Origin of the sequence: Streptomyces sp. NBC_01233, from assembly GCF_035989305.1 — a bacterium.
In the GTDB taxonomy this organism is placed as follows: Bacteria; Actinomycetota; Actinomycetes; order Streptomycetales; family Streptomycetaceae; genus Streptomyces.
In genome coordinates, this window is record NZ_CP108514.1 from 1,960,386 (window position 1) to 1,976,763 (window position 16,378).

General features: G+C 70.9%; 17 protein-coding genes. 7 read left to right on the forward strand and 10 right to left on the reverse strand.

Annotated features, from left to right (window positions below):
* Nucleotides 1-25 precede the first annotated feature (25 nt).
* Nucleotides 26-694, reverse strand: a complete 669-nt coding sequence (locus tag OG332_RS09000) for a methionine ABC transporter permease (RefSeq protein ID WP_327412953.1) — start codon at nucleotides 692-694, stop codon at nucleotides 26-28.
* The gene (locus OG332_RS09005) at nucleotides 691-1,746 is read right to left on the reverse strand and encodes a methionine ABC transporter ATP-binding protein (RefSeq protein WP_327419149.1); all 1,056 of its coding nucleotides are present in this window, start codon (nucleotides 1,744-1,746) and stop codon (nucleotides 691-693) included. Before OG332_RS09005 ends, OG332_RS09000 begins: the two co-directional genes overlap by 4 nt.
* 578 nt (nucleotides 1,747-2,324) lie before the next feature.
* Here OG332_RS09005 and OG332_RS09010 point away from each other — a divergent pair.
* Together OG332_RS09010 and OG332_RS09015 are read left to right on the forward strand one after the other, a co-directional pair.
* On the forward strand, nucleotides 2,325-2,693 hold the full coding sequence (locus tag OG332_RS09010) for a hypothetical protein (RefSeq protein ID WP_327412954.1): 369 nt from the start codon (nucleotides 2,325-2,327) through the stop codon (nucleotides 2,691-2,693).
* On the forward strand, nucleotides 2,686-3,108 hold the full coding sequence (locus OG332_RS09015) for a hypothetical protein (protein ID WP_327412955.1): 423 nt from the start codon (nucleotides 2,686-2,688) through the stop codon (nucleotides 3,106-3,108). The genes OG332_RS09010 and OG332_RS09015 overlap by 8 nt, the downstream gene beginning before the upstream one ends.
* Before the next feature lie 49 nt (nucleotides 3,109-3,157).
* On the opposite strand, the gene OG332_RS09020 is transcribed toward OG332_RS09015, so the two are convergent.
* The 3 genes from OG332_RS09020 to OG332_RS09030 all read right to left on the reverse strand — a co-directional run bounded on the left by OG332_RS09020 (nucleotide 3,158) and on the right by OG332_RS09030 (nucleotide 5,511).
* The gene (locus tag OG332_RS09020; protein ID WP_319723282.1) at nucleotides 3,158-3,664 is read right to left on the reverse strand and encodes a GNAT family N-acetyltransferase; all 507 of its coding nucleotides are present in this window, start codon (nucleotides 3,662-3,664) and stop codon (nucleotides 3,158-3,160) included.
* A 37-nt stretch (nucleotides 3,665-3,701) separates the two neighbouring features.
* A complete protein-coding gene (locus OG332_RS09025; RefSeq protein ID WP_327412956.1) occupies nucleotides 3,702-4,274 on the reverse strand; it encodes an RNA polymerase sigma factor in 573 nt (190 codons plus the stop codon).
* Nucleotides 4,275-4,347: 73 nt separating this feature from the next.
* Nucleotides 4,348-5,511, reverse strand: coding sequence for a glycerophosphodiester phosphodiesterase (locus tag OG332_RS09030; protein ID WP_327412957.1), 1,164 nt, complete (start codon nucleotides 5,509-5,511; stop codon nucleotides 4,348-4,350).
* Between the two features lie 281 nt (nucleotides 5,512-5,792).
* Between OG332_RS09030 and OG332_RS09035 the strand changes: the two genes are divergently transcribed.
* Entirely contained in the window at nucleotides 5,793-6,422 is a 630-nt protein-coding gene (locus OG332_RS09035) for a lysophospholipid acyltransferase family protein (protein ID WP_327412958.1), read from the forward strand.
* Nucleotides 6,423-6,436: 14 nt separating this feature from the next.
* On the opposite strand, the gene OG332_RS09040 is transcribed toward OG332_RS09035, so the two are convergent.
* The 3 genes from OG332_RS09040 to OG332_RS09050 form a co-directional block, all read right to left on the reverse strand.
* Nucleotides 6,437-7,912, reverse strand: a complete 1,476-nt coding sequence (locus OG332_RS09040) for a membrane-associated oxidoreductase (RefSeq protein WP_327412959.1) — start codon at nucleotides 7,910-7,912, stop codon at nucleotides 6,437-6,439.
* 70 nt (nucleotides 7,913-7,982) lie between these two features.
* Nucleotides 7,983-9,527, reverse strand: coding sequence for an MFS transporter (locus OG332_RS09045; protein ID WP_327412960.1), 1,545 nt, complete (start codon nucleotides 9,525-9,527; stop codon nucleotides 7,983-7,985).
* Nucleotides 9,524-10,075 (reverse strand): TetR/AcrR family transcriptional regulator, encoded by a 552-nt coding sequence (locus tag OG332_RS09050; protein WP_327412961.1) that lies wholly within the window; start codon nucleotides 10,073-10,075, stop codon nucleotides 9,524-9,526. The genes OG332_RS09045 and OG332_RS09050 overlap by 4 nt, the downstream gene beginning before the upstream one ends.
* Nucleotides 10,076-10,164: 89 nt before the next feature.
* Between OG332_RS09050 and OG332_RS09055 the strand changes: the two genes are divergently transcribed.
* Nucleotides 10,165-10,680, forward strand: a complete 516-nt coding sequence (locus tag OG332_RS09055; protein WP_327412962.1) for an HAD domain-containing protein — start codon at nucleotides 10,165-10,167, stop codon at nucleotides 10,678-10,680.
* Between the two features lie 234 nt (nucleotides 10,681-10,914).
* Nucleotides 10,915-11,337: a hypothetical protein gene (locus tag OG332_RS09060; RefSeq protein ID WP_327412963.1), complete on the forward strand. Its 423-nt coding sequence runs from the start codon at nucleotides 10,915-10,917 to the stop codon at nucleotides 11,335-11,337.
* A 54-nt stretch (nucleotides 11,338-11,391) separates the two neighbouring features.
* On the opposite strand, the gene argH is transcribed toward OG332_RS09060, so the two are convergent.
* Nucleotides 11,392-12,819, reverse strand: a complete 1,428-nt coding sequence (gene argH, locus OG332_RS09065) for an argininosuccinate lyase (protein ID WP_327412964.1) — start codon at nucleotides 12,817-12,819, stop codon at nucleotides 11,392-11,394.
* A 107-nt stretch (nucleotides 12,820-12,926) separates the two neighbouring features.
* On the reverse strand, nucleotides 12,927-14,120 hold the full coding sequence (locus OG332_RS09070) for an argininosuccinate synthase (protein ID WP_327412965.1): 1,194 nt from the start codon (nucleotides 14,118-14,120) through the stop codon (nucleotides 12,927-12,929).
* Between the two features lie 184 nt (nucleotides 14,121-14,304).
* Between OG332_RS09070 and OG332_RS09075 the strand changes: the two genes are divergently transcribed.
* Nucleotides 14,305-15,789: a hypothetical protein gene (locus OG332_RS09075; protein WP_327412966.1), complete on the forward strand. Its 1,485-nt coding sequence runs from the start codon at nucleotides 14,305-14,307 to the stop codon at nucleotides 15,787-15,789.
* A gap of 5 nt (nucleotides 15,790-15,794) precedes the next feature.
* Nucleotides 15,795-16,376, forward strand: a complete 582-nt coding sequence (locus tag OG332_RS09080; RefSeq protein WP_327412967.1) for a pyridoxamine 5'-phosphate oxidase family protein — start codon at nucleotides 15,795-15,797, stop codon at nucleotides 16,374-16,376.
* Nucleotides 16,377-16,378: the final 2 nt, after the last annotated feature.

A 16,378-nucleotide genomic window follows, 5' to 3' on the forward strand; every position in this document is an offset into this window, starting at 1 on the left:
AGGTCGGGGGCGGCCCGTGGGCCGGTCAGGCGGTGCGGCCGCGGCGGGCCAGGAGGCGGACCACGCCGTCGCCGGCCAGCTGGACCACCGTGACGAGGACGATCAGGACCGCGACGGTGGCGACCATGAAGCCGGTCTCGAAGCGCTGGAAGCCGTACGTGATGGCCTTGGAGCCGAGTCCTTCGCCGCCGACGGCGCCGGCCATGGCGGAGTAGCCGACGAGGGTGATGACGGTGGTGGTGACACCGGCGACCAGCGAGGGCAGGGCCTGCGGCAGGAGCACCTTGCCGACGAGGGTGGGGATGCCGCCGCCCATGGACTCGACGGCCTCGATCAGGCCGTGGTCCACCTCGCGGACGGCGGTCTCGACGAGCCGGGCGAAGAAGGGGACGGCGCCGATGGCCAGCGGGACGATCATGGCGGTGGGGCCGATGAAGGTGCCGACGACCGCGGTGGTGACCGGGATCAGGAAGATCAGCAGGATGATGAACGGCAGCGAGCGGCCTATGTTCACGATCACGCCGAGGACCTTGTTGAGCGGCTGGTTCTGCAGCAGGCCGCCCTTGTCGGTGAGCACCAGCAGGATGCCGATGGGCAGTCCGCCGAGCACGGTCACCAGGGTGGACCACAGCACCATGTAGAGGGTGTCGTAGGTGCCCTGGGTGAGCAGGGGCTGCATTTCGGACCAGGTCACTTCGCACCATCCTTGACCAGCGCGGCCAGTTCGTCGTCGATCTCGTCGGCCTCGTCGATCACGTCGACCTGGAGGCCCTGCTCACGCAGGAAGCCCACCGGCACGACGTTGTCCTCGTAGCGGCCGGGCAGTTCGATGCGCATGCGGCCGATCAGCCGGCCGGCGACGGTGTCCATCGCGGCGCCGAGGATCGAGATGTCGATGTTGTACGTGCGCGAGAGCTGCGAGATGACCGGCTGGGCGGCGGCCTCGCCGTGGAAGGTGACGTCGACGACGGTGCGGTCGGGGCCGGTGGCCGCGCCGGTGACCGGGAAGAGCTCGCCCGCCAGCTCGGAGCCGGGGGTGGCGAGCAGTTCGGCGACGGTGCCGGACTCGACGATCCGGCCGTTCTTCATCAGGGCGGCCGAGTCGCAGACGGTCTTGACCACGTCCATCTCGTGCGTGATGAGCAGAACGGTGAGGCCGAGCTGCTGGTTGAGGTCGCGCAGCAGCTTGAGGATGGAGCGGGTGGTCTCGGGGTCCAAGGCGCTGGTGGCCTCGTCGGAGAGCAGCACCTTGGGGTCGCCGGCCAGGGCGCGGGCGATGCCGACGCGCTGCTTCTGGCCGCCGGAGAGCTGCGTGGGGTAGGCCTTGGCCTTGTCGGCGAGGCCGACCAGGTCGAGGAGTTCGAGCGCCTTGCGGGAGCGCTCGCGGCCGGAGACGCCGAGGATCTCCAGCGGCAGTTCGACGTTGCCCTGGACGGTGCGCGAGGACAGCAGGTTGAAGTGCTGGAAGACCATGCCGATGCGGCTGCGGGCCTCGCGGAGCTCCTTGCCGGCGCGGCGGCCGCGGCCGGCGAGCGCGGTGAGGTCGACTCCGTCGACGCTCACGGTGCCGGTGGTGGGGCGCTCCAGCAGGTTCACGCAGCGGATCAGGGAGGACTTGCCGGCGCCGCTCTGGCCGATGACTCCGTACACCTCGCCCTCACGGACGTGGAGATCGACGCCGTCCAGGGCGGTGACCTCGCGGCCACGGGACTGGTAGACCTTCGTGAGGCCCGATGTGGTGATCACAGGATTTCCGTCGCTGTCGAGTGCACGGCGCAGCGGGGTGCCGGGCACGGGGCAAACATCTGGGGACGCGATACGGGACGAACCGTCAGAAAACGATGGCTTGGTCGCATGCGCGGGGCAGGAGTGAGCCGTGCCGTTCATCAGCTGGTGACGCTCTGGCGCGGCTGGTCTCGCTTCGGGGCGCGAGGCTCAGGAAGGGGCCCTCAGAAGGCGCACATTCGACACATACAACGAGCACCGGGCGTCATCGTCGCCTCGGTCGCAAGGGTGCGGCTGCTCGTCGTGGTCATGGGCCCAAGTAAAGCAGACGCCTCCCCTGACCGATCAACAATGTCCGGATAGCGGACGCATTCTGCCCGCATACCGGACGACATCCGCCCGTGCCCCTTGCCTTGCTCCTGCCCCTGACCTGCGCTGACGCGACTCACGGGCCCGTACGGCGGCACCAGCCCGGAGCCCGGCGGGAGGGCCTATGTGGTCAAGACCACGGTCCCCGCAGCGCACGCGGCCACCGGAGCGCGAAGCCGGCCGGAAGGGGCGCGCGCATCGGGTCTTCCGGCCCGTAATACCCTCGCTGCATGCTCGACGCCCTGACGGTCGCCATAGGCGTGGCCGCACTCGCACTCGCCGCCTGGTGCGGCCACGCCGCATGGCGCGACCAGCCGACCAAGGACTGGCACTTCATCGGCATGGCCGTCGTGACCGTGCTGGTCCTGGTCCAATTGGTGATCGGTCTGGTCAAGCTGGGCCAGGGCGAGAAGCCCGACGAGGGCACGGTGATCTTCGTGGCGTACCTGGTGGGCGCGTTCGCCGCGGTGCCGGCGGCCGGAATGCTCTCGCTGACCGAGCGGACCAGGTGGGGATCGGTGACGGTGGCCGCCGGCGCGGTCGTCCTCGCCGTCCTCGAAGTGCGGCTCCACGACATCTGGGGAACCACCGGTGCCTGACGCTGAGACGACGACCGCCACTCCCGCCGGGCGCAAGCGGCTGGTCTCCGGGCCCGGGCTGCTGCTGGTGTGGCTCTACGGGGTGATGGTGGTGGGCGCGGTCTCGCGCTCCGCCTTCCAGATCTCCACCGAGTTCGACAAGGCGCCGCTCGCGTACTCGCTGTCCGCCGTGGCGGCGCTGGCCTACGCCTTCATCACGTACTCGCTGGTGCGCGGCGGGGAGACGGCCCGCAAGGCGGCGCTGGTCTGCTGCGCCGCCGAGCTGGCCGGTGTGCTGGCGGTGGGCACCTGGACCCTCGTGAACCCCGACGCCTTCCCCGACACGACCGTGTGGTCGGCCTTCGGGATGGGGTACCTGTTCATCCCGGTGATCCTGCCGATCACCGGGATGCTCTGGCTGCGCACGAAGCGCTGAGCGAACGGGCCCAGGGCGACCGGGCACAGGACGACTGCGGACCTGCCGACTACGCGCTGACCGTGAAGTCGGTCGGGTCCTTGGCCTCCTTCTCCAGGATCACCAGCTGGACCCCGTCGGAGGCCGTGCGGCCGCCGACCTTGACGTAGCCGGCCTTGCGGTAGAGGCGCAGGTTGGACTCGCTCTTGTGTCCGGTGTGCAGGCGGAAGCGAGTGGTGGTGCCGGGGCTCGCGAGGGCCTCCTCGACCGCGCGCAGCAGGCGCGCGCCGAGTCCGTGGCCCTGCAGGCGCGGGTGGACGCACAGCTTGGCGATCTTGCCGGTGCCGTCCTCGTCCACGCTGCCGCGCACGGTGCCGACGATCTCGTCGCCGAGCCGGGCCACCAGGACCGTGTCCGCCGCCAGCTCTCCCTTGAGGGAGTCCAGGGACTGGGTGAGCGGCTGGATGAGGTAGTTGCCGTACAGCTCGGCCTCGCGCTGGAAGGCCAGGTACTGCAGTTTGAAGATCTGCTCAGCGTCCTCGGCAGCCGCCGCCGAAATGGTCACGCTCATGCCCATGTGCGCATGCCTCCAGCTCACCTGGTAGCCCGTTGGTCTACCGCTCCTTTCCCCGAAGGCCAGGAGCCGCAACCTCTGCAGCCAGCATTCTGCGCAGACATCCCAGGCAACGGGAACGGACGGGCCCCAAACTTCCTTGTGAGATACCCAACTCTCCTGCGATTTCACGGTAAGTGAGGTCTCTGGGCGAAAGAAATGCCTTCATCAGCTCGGGACAGCGTCCGGGCAACCGGGCGACCGCCGATCGGAGTGCGCGGTTCACCTCACCGTGCAGAAGGGCGTCTTCCGGTTCGGTCCCCGCGGCCGGTTCGCGTCCGACGGCCGGCTCGTCTCCCGCGCTGTCGCCGACCGGCGGGCCGTCGTACGGGACCTCCCGGCGGGCCCGGCGCCGGGCCAGGCGGGCCTCCGCGCGTACCGCCCGGCGCAGCCAGCGCGCCGGCTCCGCCGGCTCGGCGGGATCGGGGGCGCGCCGGTCGCTCTCCAGCAGCCTGACCCAGACGGCTTGTTCCAGGTCGGCCGCGTCCATTCCGGTGCCCGCGGCCTCCGCGGCCGCCTCCGCGGAGAGCAGCGGGCCGAGCTTCTCAAAGAGGTCAGCCTTCAGCAGGTCCATGCCGGGCGGGACGAGTGGGCCGGGCCTGGCGGTTTCCCCACCGGGCCCGGCCCACTCGTTCGGGAAGGCGCGCTCAGCCGTTGACGGGGCGTCGGCCCGGGCGGAAGGCCTCGGCCGCGAGCAGTCCGGTGTCCGGGTTGTCGGTGAAGATCCCGTCGATGCCCTGTTCGAAGTACGTCCGGAAGGCGGCGAGGGCGTCGCCGTAGGCGGCAGGGTCCGTGCCCTTGCGGTACTCGGCCGGCAGGAAGCTGTTCTCGTTGCGCGCGGTATAGGGGTGCAGCACCAGCCCGTGCGCGTGGGCGTCCTTCACCAGGGTGGTCGGGGCTCCGAGCCTGCCGTCCGCCGTGCGCGGGAGGATCAGGTCCATGGTCGGGCCGATGCCCTGGGCGAAGCCGGCGATCCACTTCAGGCCCTCGGGCTTGACCAGGTCCGCGACCGTCCGCGGGTCCTTGGCCTGTTCGAAGTCCCAGGGACGCGTGTTCGCCGCGGAGAGCAGCACCACGCGGGGCGCGGAGACCAGCCGGGAGAGCCGCTGGATGCTGGAGGGCTCGAAGGACTGGAGGAAGACCGCCGAGTCGTGGCGGTCGCGTCCGTAGCGGCGCAGCAGCTTGGCGAGGGGCTCTTCCAGCCCGAGGCCCAGGGCCCGGAAGTAGCTGGGGTGCTTGGTCTCCACGTGCAGCCAGACCTGCCTGTCGCGCCGGCGGCCCTCCCGGTTGGCCCAGCGCAGCACCTCCTCGAAGGTGGGCACCGCCCACTGGCCGTCGTAGAGGGTGTTCCGCTGCCGGACGGCGGGGATGCGTTCCTTCGCGCGCAGGGTCTTCAGCTCGGCGAGGGTGAAGTCCTCGGTGAACCAGCCGGTGACGGAGACCCCGTCGACGGACTTGGTGGTGCGCCGGGCGGCGAACCCGGGGTGGTCGGCGACGTCCGTGGTACCGCCGATCTCGTTCTCGTGGCGGCACACCAGGTGCCCGTCCTTGGTCGGGACCAGGTCCTGCTCGATGACGTCGGCGCCCAGGTCGAGGGCGAGCTGGTAGGAGCCGAGCGTGTGCTCCGGCCGGTAGCCGCTGGCTCCGCGGTGCCCGATGACCGTCGGGTAGGGGAGGTCCCGGTGGCCTCCGTCGCCGTGCCCGCCGCTCGCGGCGGACGCGGATCCCGCCCCGAATCCGGTGATGCCGCCCCCGGCCGCCAGGACGGCCGCCCCCAGGACCGTGCGCCGCGCTGCCCCACCCTGTGTCATGAGTGCCACTCCTCGTCGTCGTGCCCTGATCGGCGTGCCGATGGTAGGCAAACGGGGGTGGCCGAGGGGGGTGCGGCGACGGCACATCCGGGGAACTTGGCGGAAACGTGTGTCAACACTGCGTATCCGACACGTGAACCCGATGTGCGCTCGGACCTGACCCGCGAGTATCGTCCTCACCTGCACCACCGCCGTGTGGTGAGTGCGAGAACCCGCTTTTCGATGCCGGAGGGCCCACGTTGTTCCGTACGCGCCTCATCAAAGCCACTGTCGGACCGGTCATGCGCATGATGTTCCGCACCCGCGTGGAGGGCGTCGAGAACATCCCCGGCGACGGACCGGTGATCCTGGCGGGCAACCACCTCACCTTCATCGACTCCATGATCCTTCCGCTGGTCTGCGACCGTACGGTCCACTTCATCGGCAAGGACGAGTACGTGACGGGCAAGGGCGTCAAGGGGCGCGCCATGGCCTGGTTCTTCACCGGGGCCGGCATGATCCCCGTGGACCGTGACGGGGCCAACGGCGGGGTCGCGGCCCTGATGACCGGCCGCCGGATCCTCGAAGAGGGCAAGATCTTCGGCATCTACCCCGAGGGCACCCGCTCCCCCGACGGCCGGCTCTACCGCGGCCGCACCGGCATCGCCCGCCTGACCCTGATGACCGGCGCCCCCGTGGTCCCGTTCGCGATGATCGGCACCGACAAGCTCCAGCCCGGCGGCGCCGGCATGCCACGCCCCGGCCGCGTCACCGTCCGCTTCGGCGAGCCGATGGAGTTCTCCCGCTACGAGGGCATGGACCGCGACCGCTACGTGCTGCGCGCCGTCACCGACTCGGTGATGGCCGAGGTCATGCGGCTCTCGGGGCAGGAGTACGTGGACATGTACGCCACCAAGGCGAAGGCCGCGTAGCCCCGCCCGCCCCGCTACTGACGCTGGAGTGACCGGCTGACGCCCGCCGCCGTGGTGGTGGCGAGGATCCAGCCGGTCACGATCAGCAGGTACGACAGCCACTGGTGCCAGCCGCCCGGCGCGAAGGCCGCCTCCTGGCCGAAACTGACGATCGGCACCATCAGGTCGATCGTGTAGAAGACCGCGTTGAAGTCCGGCGCCTCCCCCGCCTTCAAGGCGCGCGGGGGGTCGATCCCGTACGCGATCGACCCGGTCATCAGCAGGGCCACCAGCCAGCCCGCCGCACGCAGCGGCCGGAAGCCGTAGCCGACGGTCGCGTCCTGGAGCAGGCCCCACGCCCGGGCGGCCCGGGGCAGGGTGTGACGGTGCCTGCGCAGCTTCGCGAGCTGGACGGTCCGGGCGGCCGCCTCGTCGCCCGCCGTACGGTAGGCCGCCGCGAGCTGTTCGTAGGCGTACGTGAGGTAGCCGGACTCCTCCCGCTCCAGGGCGGGCAGCCGCTGCTCGGCGGGGAGGTGCGGGGCGAGGGTGCGGTAGGTCAGGCCGTCGATGGCGATCCGCTCGGGCCAGGCCTCCGGGTCGATGTGGAGCAGCTCGACGGTGGACCGGCGTAGGTTCACATCGCCCCGGATCGTTTCGCAGCGGCGCAGCCACAGCTCGCCTATGGCGCAGCTGGAGGCGCGCAGGGCGGTTCCGTCCGGGTTGGCGAGGTCGGCACGGGAGAGGTTGGCCTGGCCGGGTATCCGGGAGCCGGTGAGGTTGAGCATTCCGCGGGCCTGTATCCGGTGCGCGCGCAGGTCGGTGCCGACAGTCAGGTTCTCGGCGTGCAGGGCGATCCCGCCCGGGGCGAGCAGCCGGGCGCGGTCGAGCTGGATCTGGCCGCCGACGGTGGCCCCGTTGAGGCGGAGCTGGCCGTGCACGGTCAGGTCGTTCGCGATGATGTCGGTGTCGACCTCGACGTGGTTGAGCTGGAGCGGGGGCTCGTCCGCCTCCTCGCCGGCCGTGGGGCCGATCACGGCCCCCTGGAGGAAGAGGCCCCCGGATATCTTGGAGCCCTGCAGCCGGACGGGGCCGACGATCCGGCAGTTGGACAGGCGCAGGACCACGTCGACGCGCAGCGTGGAAGCGGTCAGGCCGGGCAGCGTGGAGTAGCCGAGGACCAGGGCGCGCAACTGGGCCCCGTACATCAGGGGCTTGCGCTCGAACCAGCAGTCACGCAGCCGGATGGGGTGGTCGATGACGGCGTAGCGCAGGTCGAGCTTGCCCACGATCTTCGCGCCCTTGACCTTGAGGCCGGGGACCCGGCCCTCCACGACGGGGCAGGCGCCCAGCAGGATGGCCCGCAGCACCTCCGCGCGCAGGGTGCGGTCGAGGCCCCAGTCGGCTCCGTCGACGGAGCTGTCCTCGGGGGCGGCGCGGAAGTCGACCCCGTCGCCGCGCGGGAAGGCCTCCCAGACGCGGCGTTCCGCCGGGGTCAGATCGTTGATCTCCATCGCCGGGATGGTGTCCCGCAGTTCTACGAACTGTCAACTCCGGCCGGAACAGCACCCCTTCGGCGGGACGTCAGTGCTCGGTGCCGTCCTGGAGCCGCTGGCCCTTCAGCAGGAACCAGGCGGCCGCGGCGGTGACCAGCAGCACGGCCGCACCGACGCCGGAGGCGAGGCGCAGGCCGTCGACGAAGGCGTCCTGGGCGGCGCCCACCATCTGCGTGGCGGTGGCCGGGTCCAGTGACCTGGCGGCCTCGACCGCGCCGCCCAGGGATTCGTGCGCGGCGTCGGCCACCGGCCCGGCGGCGCCGGCCGGGGCGGTGAAGCCCTGGTAGACACCGGTGACGATGGAGCCGAGCAGGGCGATGCCGAGGGCGGCGCCGAGTTCGTACGCGGTCTCGGAGACCGCGGAGGCCGAACCGGCCTGCTCCTTGGGCACGCTGGAGAGGATCACGTCGGCGGTGACGGTGAAGGAGAAGCCGGCGCCGAGGCCGACGACGAGCAGGGCCACGCCGAGCAGCGGGTAGCCGGTCTCCTTGTGGATCACGGTCAGGACGGCCAGGGCCAGGCCGATGGCGCCGAGGCCGCCGGCCACGACGGACCGTACGGAGTACCTGCGGGCGTAGTTGCCCGCGATCAGGCCGGTGACCACCGCGCCGACGGCGGCGGGCAGTTCCGCGAGGCCGGCCTCCAGCGGCCCGCGTCCCTGAACGAGCTGGAGGAACTGCGAGAGGAAGAAGACCAGTCCGGAGAGGCCGAAGACGGTGAGCAGGTCGGCGAGGACCGCGCCGGAGAAGCCGCGGTGCTTGAAGAGCCGCATGTCGAGCAGCGGGGACGGCAGGGTGAACTGGCGGCGGACGAAGGCGTACAGGGCGCCCGCGCCGAGCCCCGCGGTGGCCACGACCTCCCAGGTGAGGCCGTGGGTGGCGACTTCCTTGACGGCGTAGACCACAGCGATGACGCCGACGAGCGAGAGGCCGACGCTGACCAGGTCCCAGGGGCCCGCGACCGGGTTCTTGGACTCGGGAAGCAGCTTGATGCCGACGAGGACCAGGGCGATCATCACGGGGAGGTTGATGAGGAAGACCGAGCCCCACCAGAAGTGCTGGAGCAGGGCTCCGCCGACGACCGGGCCGACGGCCGCGCCGGCGGAGGCGGTGGCGCCCCAGATGCCGATGGCGAGGCTGCGCTCCTTGGGGTCGTGGAAGATGTTGCGGATCAGCGCGAGGGTGGACGGCATCAGGGTGGCGCCCGCCACGCCGAGCAGGGCCCGGGCGACGATCATCATCTCGGGGCTGGTCGCGTAGGCGTTGAGGACCGAGACGGCGCCGAAGGCGGTGGCGCCGACGAGGAGCAGCTTCTTGCGGCCGATGCGGTCGCCGAGACTGCCCATCGACACGAGGAGTCCGGCGATGACGAAGGAGTAGATGTCGCCTATCCACAGCAGTTGGGTGCCGGACGGCTTGAGGTCCTCGCTGAGGGAGGGGGTGGCGAGGCCGAGTACGGTGGCGTCCACCGCGACCAGCAGCACGGCCAGGACGAGCACGGAGAGCGCGAGCCAGCGCCCCTTGCCCTTCTCCTCCGTCCCCGTCTGCCTGCTCAGCTGTTCGGTACGGCTCATTTCTCCACACTCCGTCTGACGCCACCGAGCAGCAGCTCGGTGATCATGTACTGAAAGTCCTTGGCTGCGACCCGGCCGTCCATGACGGCCCAGGCGCAGCTGCCGATGAGGCCGTAGAGGGCCTCGGTGAGCCAGGCCGGGCTCAGGTCGATCCGGATGTCGCCCTCTTGCTGGCCGCGCCGGAACAGGGCGGTGACGCGGGCGTCGAGCCGGGCCCATCCCTCGTGGATCTCGTCGCCTTCGAACAACTGGTTCTCGGTGACGAGGAAGGCCAGCAGTTCGGCGTTGGGCTCGGCCTGTGCGACGAGGCGTCTGAGCGCCTCCACGGCCGTGTCCTCGTCGAGGCGGGCGTTGTCGAACGCCACCTCGAACTCCCGGATGCCGAGTTCTTCGAGGGCCCGTACGAGGGCGTCGCGCCCGGCGAAGTGCCGGTGGAGGGTCGCGCGCCCGATCCCTGCGGCGCGGGCGACCTCGTCCATCGTGGCGGTCGATTTGCGGGAGAGCAGGGCGGCGGCGTCGCGGAGCACCTGGTCACGGTCCATGGCCATGAGACAAGCATACCCCAAATGAGACATCACTGTCTCATTCTCGCGGAAAATGGGCTGCCTCACGGGCAGCCGGAAGGGAATCTGACCCGATGAAGCCACTGCTGCTGATCGATGTCGACGGACCGCTGAACCCCTACGCGGCCAAGGCCCAGCGCCGCCCCGAGGGCTACACCACCCACCGGATGAGGCCGACGGGCTGGAGGGAGGCGGAGAGCGCGAAGCCGCTGCGGGTCTGGCTGAATCCCGCCCACGGGGAGGAACTGCTCGCACTGGCGGACGCGTACGAACTCGTGTGGGCCACGACCTGGAAGGACGAGGCGAACGACTGGATAGGCCCCCACCTCGGCCTGCCCCGGCTCCCCTTCATCGACTGGCCGTCGATGCACGGCCGCGCACCGCGCGGCACCTTCTGGAAGACCCAGTACGTCCTGGAGTACGCGGGCGGGCGTCCCTTCGCCTGGATCGACGACGACATCGGCGCCATGGACCACGAGTACGTCGAACAGCACCACCCGGCGCACGCACTGCTGCTGCGCATCGACGAGCAGATCGGCCTGACCGGGGAGGACTTCGACACCCTGGCGAACTGGGCGGACCCACTGTGATTCGATGACTACTACCCGTGCCCGTCCGGACGATGCACAGTCGTCAACGGACCGCGCCGGAAAATCCCCCATCGAACGAACGCTCCCCCTTCCGGAGGCCCTGATCATTTGGAGTGACCGTGCCCGCAAGACCTTTCCCGGCCGGTGCGTGAAGCGGGAGGCTCCTCTCCCGTGAGCCCTTACCCGGGGCGGGTTCACCTGCACTGAGTCCATCTTTTCGGCAGGGAGAGAACCATGAACGCATCGAAGAAGCTGGCCCTCGGGGCCACGGCGTTGGCACTGACGGTCGGCGGCGCGGTCGCCGTGTCCTCGGCGTCGGCCGAGCCGCACCAGGCGGCCCGGGCGGCGGCCACCACCACCGCCTGGGCCAAGGTCTCCGCGAACGGGCAGATCCTGGGCGGGCAGGGCATCACCGGGATCAACAAGTTCGGCATCGGCCGCTACAACATCACCACGTCGTCCGGCCTCAACGGATGCGCCCTCCTGGGCACCATCAACAGCAACGGCGGGAACGACCCCGGACCGGGCAGCTCGTCCATCCTGGTCGGCCAGGTGAACGGGAACACCCTCTTCATCCGCACCGCGACCCCGTCCGCGGGCGGCACCGCGGCCGTCGACAGCGACCGGCCGTTCTCCCTCGGCATCGTCTGCCCGTAACGCCGAAGGGGCGGGGGAGCCCATCCGCTCCCCCGCCCCCGGCCACGCTCGGGACTACTGCTTGTGGACGGCCCAGGCGTGCTGGATGACCAGGTCCGCCTTCAGCTCGGTCAGCTGGACCGCGACCGCCGACGGGGCGGTGCCGCCGCGGCCGTTGCGGGAGGCGAGGGCGCCCTTGACGTTGAGGACGGTCCGGACCTCGGGGGTCAGGTGCTCCGAGATCTTCGCGAACTGCTCGTCCGTGAGCTCGTCCAGCTCGATGCCGAGCGCCTCGCACTCCTTCACGCACTCGCCGGCCACCTCGTGCGCCACCCTGAACGGCACGCCCTGCTTGACCAGCCACTCCGCGATGTCGGTCGCGAGCGAGAAGCCCGCCGGCGCCAGCTCCTCCATCCGCTCCCGGTTGACCGTGAGGGTGGCCATCATGCCGGTGAAGGCCGGCAGCAGGACCTCGAGGGTGTCGCAGGAGTCGAAGACCGGCTCCTTGTCCTCCTGAAGGTCCCGGTTGTAGGCCAGGGGCAGCGCCTTGAGCGTGGCGAGCAGACCGGTCAGGTTGCCGATGAGGCGGCCCGACTTGCCGCGCGCCAGCTCCGCGATGTCCGGGTTCTTCTTCTGCGGCATGATCGACGAGCCGGTGGAGAAGGCGTCGTGCAGCGTCACGAAGGAGAACTCCTTCGTGTTCCAGATGATGATCTCCTCCGCGATCCGGGACAGGTTGATCCCGATCATCGCGGTGACGAAGGCGAACTCGGCGACGAAGTCGCGCGAGGCCGTGCCGTCGATGGAGTTGCCAACCGAGCCCCGCTCGAAGCCCAGGTCGGCGGCGACCGCCTCCGGGTCCAGGCCCAGCGAGGAGCCGGCGAGGGCGCCCGATCCGTAGGGGGAGACCGCGGTCCGGGTGTCCCACTGCCGCAGCCGCTCCGCGTCCCGGGACAGGGACTGCACGTGGGCCAGTACGTGGTGGGCGAACAGCACCGGCTGCGCGTGCTGGAGGTGGGTGCGGCCCGGCATCGCCACGTCCGCGTGGCTCTCGGCGAGGCCGACCAGCGCGTCCTGGAGGTCCGCGATCAGGCCGCCGATGGTCCGGGCGTGGTCGCGCAGGTACATCCGGAAGAGGGTGGCCACCTGGTCGTTGCGGGAGCGGCCGGCGCGCAGCTTGCCGCCGAGGTCGGCGCCGAGGCGCTCCAGCAGGCCGCGCTCCAGTGCGGTGTGCACGTCCTCGTCGGCGATGGTGCCGGTGAAGGAGCCGTCGGCCACGTCGGCCTCCAGCTGGTCCAGTCCGGCGATCATGCGGTCGAGCTCTTCGGCCGTGAGCAGGCCCGCCTTGTGGAGCACGCGGGCGTGGGCGCGCGAGCCGGCGATGTCGTAGGGCGCGAGGCGCCAGTCGAAGTGGACCGACGCGGACAGCTTCGCGAGGGCCTCGGCGGGACCGTCGGCGAACCGGCCGCCCCAGAGCCGGACGTCACCCTTGTTGCTGCTCACAGCTACTGCTCCTCAGGACTGCATGGCCTGTACGGCATGCTTTTCGGATGTGAAACCGCCTCCCCGCCGCGGAGGAAACGGGGAGGCGGTCACGTACTGCTGATCGGTCAGGCGAGGTCGCGCCGCGCCGCGATCTTCGAGGAGAGGCCGAAGATCTCGATGAAGCCCTGGGCCTTGGACTGGTCGAAGGTGTCGCCCGAGTCGTAGGTCGCGAGGTTGAAGTCGTACAGCGACTCGTCCGACCTCCGGCCGGTGACGACGGCGCGGCCGCCGTGCAGCGTCATCCGGATGTCACCGGTGACGTGCTGGTTGGCCTCGTTGATGAAGCCGTCCAGCGCCCGCTTGAGCGGGGAGAACCACAGGCCGTCGTAGACCATCTCGCCCCAGCGCTGCTCGACCTGCCGCTTGTAGCGGGCCAGCTCGCGCTCGACGGTGACGTTCTCCAGCTCCTGGTGGGCGGTGATCAGCGCGATCGCACCCGGGGCCTCGTACACCTCACGGGACTTGATGCCCACGAGACGGTCCTCGACGATGTCGATCCGGCCGATGCCGTGGGCGCCGGCGCGGTCGTTGAGCTGCTGGATCGCCTGGAGCACGGTGACGGGCTTGCCGTCGATGGCGACCGGGACGCCCTCCTTGAAGGAGATGACGACCTCGTCGGCCTCGCGCGGCAGGGCCGGGTTCGAGGTGTACTCGTAGATGTCCTCGATCGGGGCGTTCCAGATGTCCTCCAGGAAGCCCGTCTCGACGGCGCGCCCGAAGACGTTCTGGTCGATGGAGTACGGGGACTTCTTGGTGGTCGCGATCGGGAGCTGCTTCTCCTCGCAGAAGGCGATCGCCTTGTCACGGGTCATCGCGTAGTCGCGGACGGGGGCGATGCACTTGAGGTCCGGGGCGAGGGCGACGATGCCCGCCTCGAAGCGGACCTGGTCGTTGCCCTTGCCGGTGCAGCCGTGGGCGACGGTCGTGGCGCCGTGCTTCTTGGCGGCGGCGACCAGGTGCTTGACGATGGCCGGCCGGGAGAGCGCCGAGACCAGCGGGTACCGGTCCATGTAGAGGGCGTTCGCCTTGATCGCCGGGAGGCAGTACTCGTTGGCGAACTCGTCGGAGGCGTCGGCGACCTCGGCCTCGACCGCACCGCAGTCGAGCGCGCGCTTGCGGATGACGTCCAGGTCCTCGCCGCCCTGGCCGACGTCCACGGCAACGGCGATGACCTCGGCGCCCGTCTCCTCGGCGATCCAGCCGATGGCGACGGAGGTGTCCAGGCCGCCCGAGTAGGCGAGTACGACGCGCTCGGTCACGGGTTTCTCCTTACGGTGCATTCAACGACAGGCATAACTATGCACTACTCCGTATGTTTCGTCAATCGAGTCGTGCGCGTGCCGCGACTGGCGTCCACACGCCCAGCCTGACCTGCGGATATATGGGAGGCGAGTCGGCAGCGCGATTGCCTACGATCAGCGGCAACGACCACGAGGGGGACACATGAGCGCCGGATCGCAGGGCGAAAGACGGGCCGGGCGCGCGTGCGCGCAGCGGCTGACGGGCACGGCGCCGGACGAGACCGGGTTCCCGCTCCCCGAGGGCGCGGCGGCCGAGTGGATCGATTTCGACCACGAGGTCCGCCGGATCCACCGCTGGTCGTACGTGCCCCCCGGCAGCGGGGCGGCGCAGGCCGTGCGGCTGTGCCATCCCGACGGCCGGGTCCGCGAGGCGGCGCTGCGCGAGCCGGAGCCGGTACCCGAACTCGTCGCGATCCGGTGCGCGGACTGGGTACCGGCCGTACAGAAGCGGGCCCGGCGGCTGCTGGTCGCAGCCCTGGCCGGCGACCCCGCGGGCACGCTGCGCCGGCTGACCCCGATCGTGTTGCGGCTGGGCCGGCGCGAACAGGGCGCGTGGGCGATGGAGTTGTTCCGGGCCGTGCTGCGCGGCGAGCCGGTGGCCGCGGACACGTCCTGGTGGGATCTACGGTCGTCGCGGGGCATCCTGCTCCTGGGCGACACCGCCGAGTTCCTCGGCGAGCTGCGCGGCAGCGCCGACCTGCCGACCCGGCGGTACGCCGCGCGGCTGACCCTCGACGCCGGGCTGCTCGGCCTCCGGGAGCTGGCCCGGCTGGCCGCCGGCGAGCACGACCCCGCGGCGGCCCGGCTGTGGACGGACGCCGCGCTGGCGGCCATGGCCGCCGACGGGCCGGACGACGGGGCGATCGACACGCTGATCGGCGCGCGCACCCCGATGGTCCGCTCCGCCGGAATCACCACCCTGCGCCGGGCCGGGCGGGCCGCCGAGGCCGCCGACCACCTCGCCGACCGCTCCGGGATCGTCCGGGCCTGCGCCCGCTGGCTGGTCCGCCAGGACGGCGGCGACCCGTACCCCTCCTGCCGCGAACGGCTGGCCGACCCCGTACGCGTGACCCCCTACGCCGTGACCGGCTTCGCCGAGTGCGCCAGGCGCGAGGACGCGCCGCTGCTGCGCACCCTGCTGGAGCACCCCGCCGGTCCGGTGCGGGCCGCCGCCGTCGCCGGGCTGCGCCTGCTGGACACCGCGGACGACGAACTGCTGCTGCCCCTGCTGGACGACCCGTCGCCGGCGGTGGCCCGCGAGGCCGCCCGCAGTCTCGGCCCCTCGGCCGGGCAGCTGCCCGCCGACTGGCTGCTGGCCCGCGTCGCGCCCGAGCAGCCGCTGCACACCCGCCGGGCCGCCTACCGACTGCTGTTCGCGCGGGGCGGTATAAACGGGCTGCGGGCCTCCGTGGATCTTCTGTCCGACGAGGACGCGGGGTTGCGGCGGCTCGCCGGGCAACGCCTCGGGAGCCTGTGGTCCCCCTACCGGCCGCCCGCCCTTCCGATCCGGGATCCGGAGGTCGGCGCCCTGCTGGACCGCTGCACCGGAGTGTTCAGCGACCACGTCCTGCAGCGGATGCGCTCACAGCTCGGGCTCCCCCGTGCGACCACGACGGAGGGATACTGATCACCATGGGAAAACTGCACGACCGAATAGACGCCCGCCTGCGCGAGTTCATCGAAGAGCAGCCGGTCTTCTTCACCGCGACCGCCCCCCTGGCGGGTGACGGTCACGTCAACCTGTCCCCCAAGGGTCGCGCCGGGACCCTCGTGGTCATCGACGAACAGACGCTCGCCTACCTGGACTTCGGCGGCAGTGGCGCCGAGACCATCGCGCACGTCCGCGAGAACGGCCGGATCACCCTCATGTGGTGCGCGTTCAGCGGCCCGCCGAACATCGTGCGCATCCACGGCGAGGGCGAGGCGGTCTTCCGCGACGACCCGCGCTGGGCCGAGCTGATCGCCCTGTTCGGCGAGGCCGACGGACCCGCGGCGCGGGCGATCATCCTCGTCCGCGCGTGCCGGATCGCCGATGTCTGCGGGTACGCCGTCCCCCTGATGGAGTACCAGGGCGAGCGCACCCTCCATGCGGAGTACTTCGGCCGCAAGACGGACGAGGAGTTCGCCGCGTACTGCGAGAAGAAGGAGTTCATCGGAACGAGCGTCGACGGCCTGCCTGCGCTGCCTCTGCCCCTTCCGCCCCGTACCGTCTGACA

Excerpts from the sequence above, each read along its gene's own strand:
- OG332_RS09010 (WP_327412954.1), top strand. The coding sequence starts at position 2,325 with ATGCTCGACGCCCTGACGGTCGCCATAGGCGTGGCCGCACTCGCACTC.
- OG332_RS09020 (WP_319723282.1), bottom strand. The coding sequence starts at position 3,664 with ATGGGCATGAGCGTGACCATTTCGGCGGCGGCTGCCGAGGACGCTGAG.
- OG332_RS09025 (WP_327412956.1), bottom strand. The coding sequence starts at position 4,274 with ATGGACCTGCTGAAGGCTGACCTCTTTGAGAAGCTCGGCCCGCTGCTC.
- OG332_RS09030 (WP_327412957.1), bottom strand. The coding sequence starts at position 5,511 with ATGACACAGGGTGGGGCAGCGCGGCGCACGGTCCTGGGGGCGGCCGTC.
- OG332_RS09035 (WP_327412958.1), top strand. The coding sequence starts at position 5,793 with ATGCGCATGATGTTCCGCACCCGCGTGGAGGGCGTCGAGAACATCCCC.
- OG332_RS09040 (WP_327412959.1), bottom strand. The coding sequence starts at position 7,912 with ATGGAGATCAACGATCTGACCCCGGCGGAACGCCGCGTCTGGGAGGCC.
- OG332_RS09045 (WP_327412960.1), bottom strand. The coding sequence starts at position 9,527 with ATGAGCCGTACCGAACAGCTGAGCAGGCAGACGGGGACGGAGGAGAAG.
- OG332_RS09050 (WP_327412961.1), bottom strand. The coding sequence starts at position 10,075 with ATGGCCATGGACCGTGACCAGGTGCTCCGCGACGCCGCCGCCCTGCTC.
- OG332_RS09055 (WP_327412962.1), top strand. The coding sequence starts at position 10,165 with ATGAAGCCACTGCTGCTGATCGATGTCGACGGACCGCTGAACCCCTAC.
- OG332_RS09060 (WP_327412963.1), top strand. The coding sequence starts at position 10,915 with ATGAACGCATCGAAGAAGCTGGCCCTCGGGGCCACGGCGTTGGCACTG.
- OG332_RS09075 (WP_327412966.1), top strand. The coding sequence starts at position 14,305 with ATGAGCGCCGGATCGCAGGGCGAAAGACGGGCCGGGCGCGCGTGCGCG.
- OG332_RS09080 (WP_327412967.1), top strand. The coding sequence starts at position 15,795 with ATGGGAAAACTGCACGACCGAATAGACGCCCGCCTGCGCGAGTTCATC.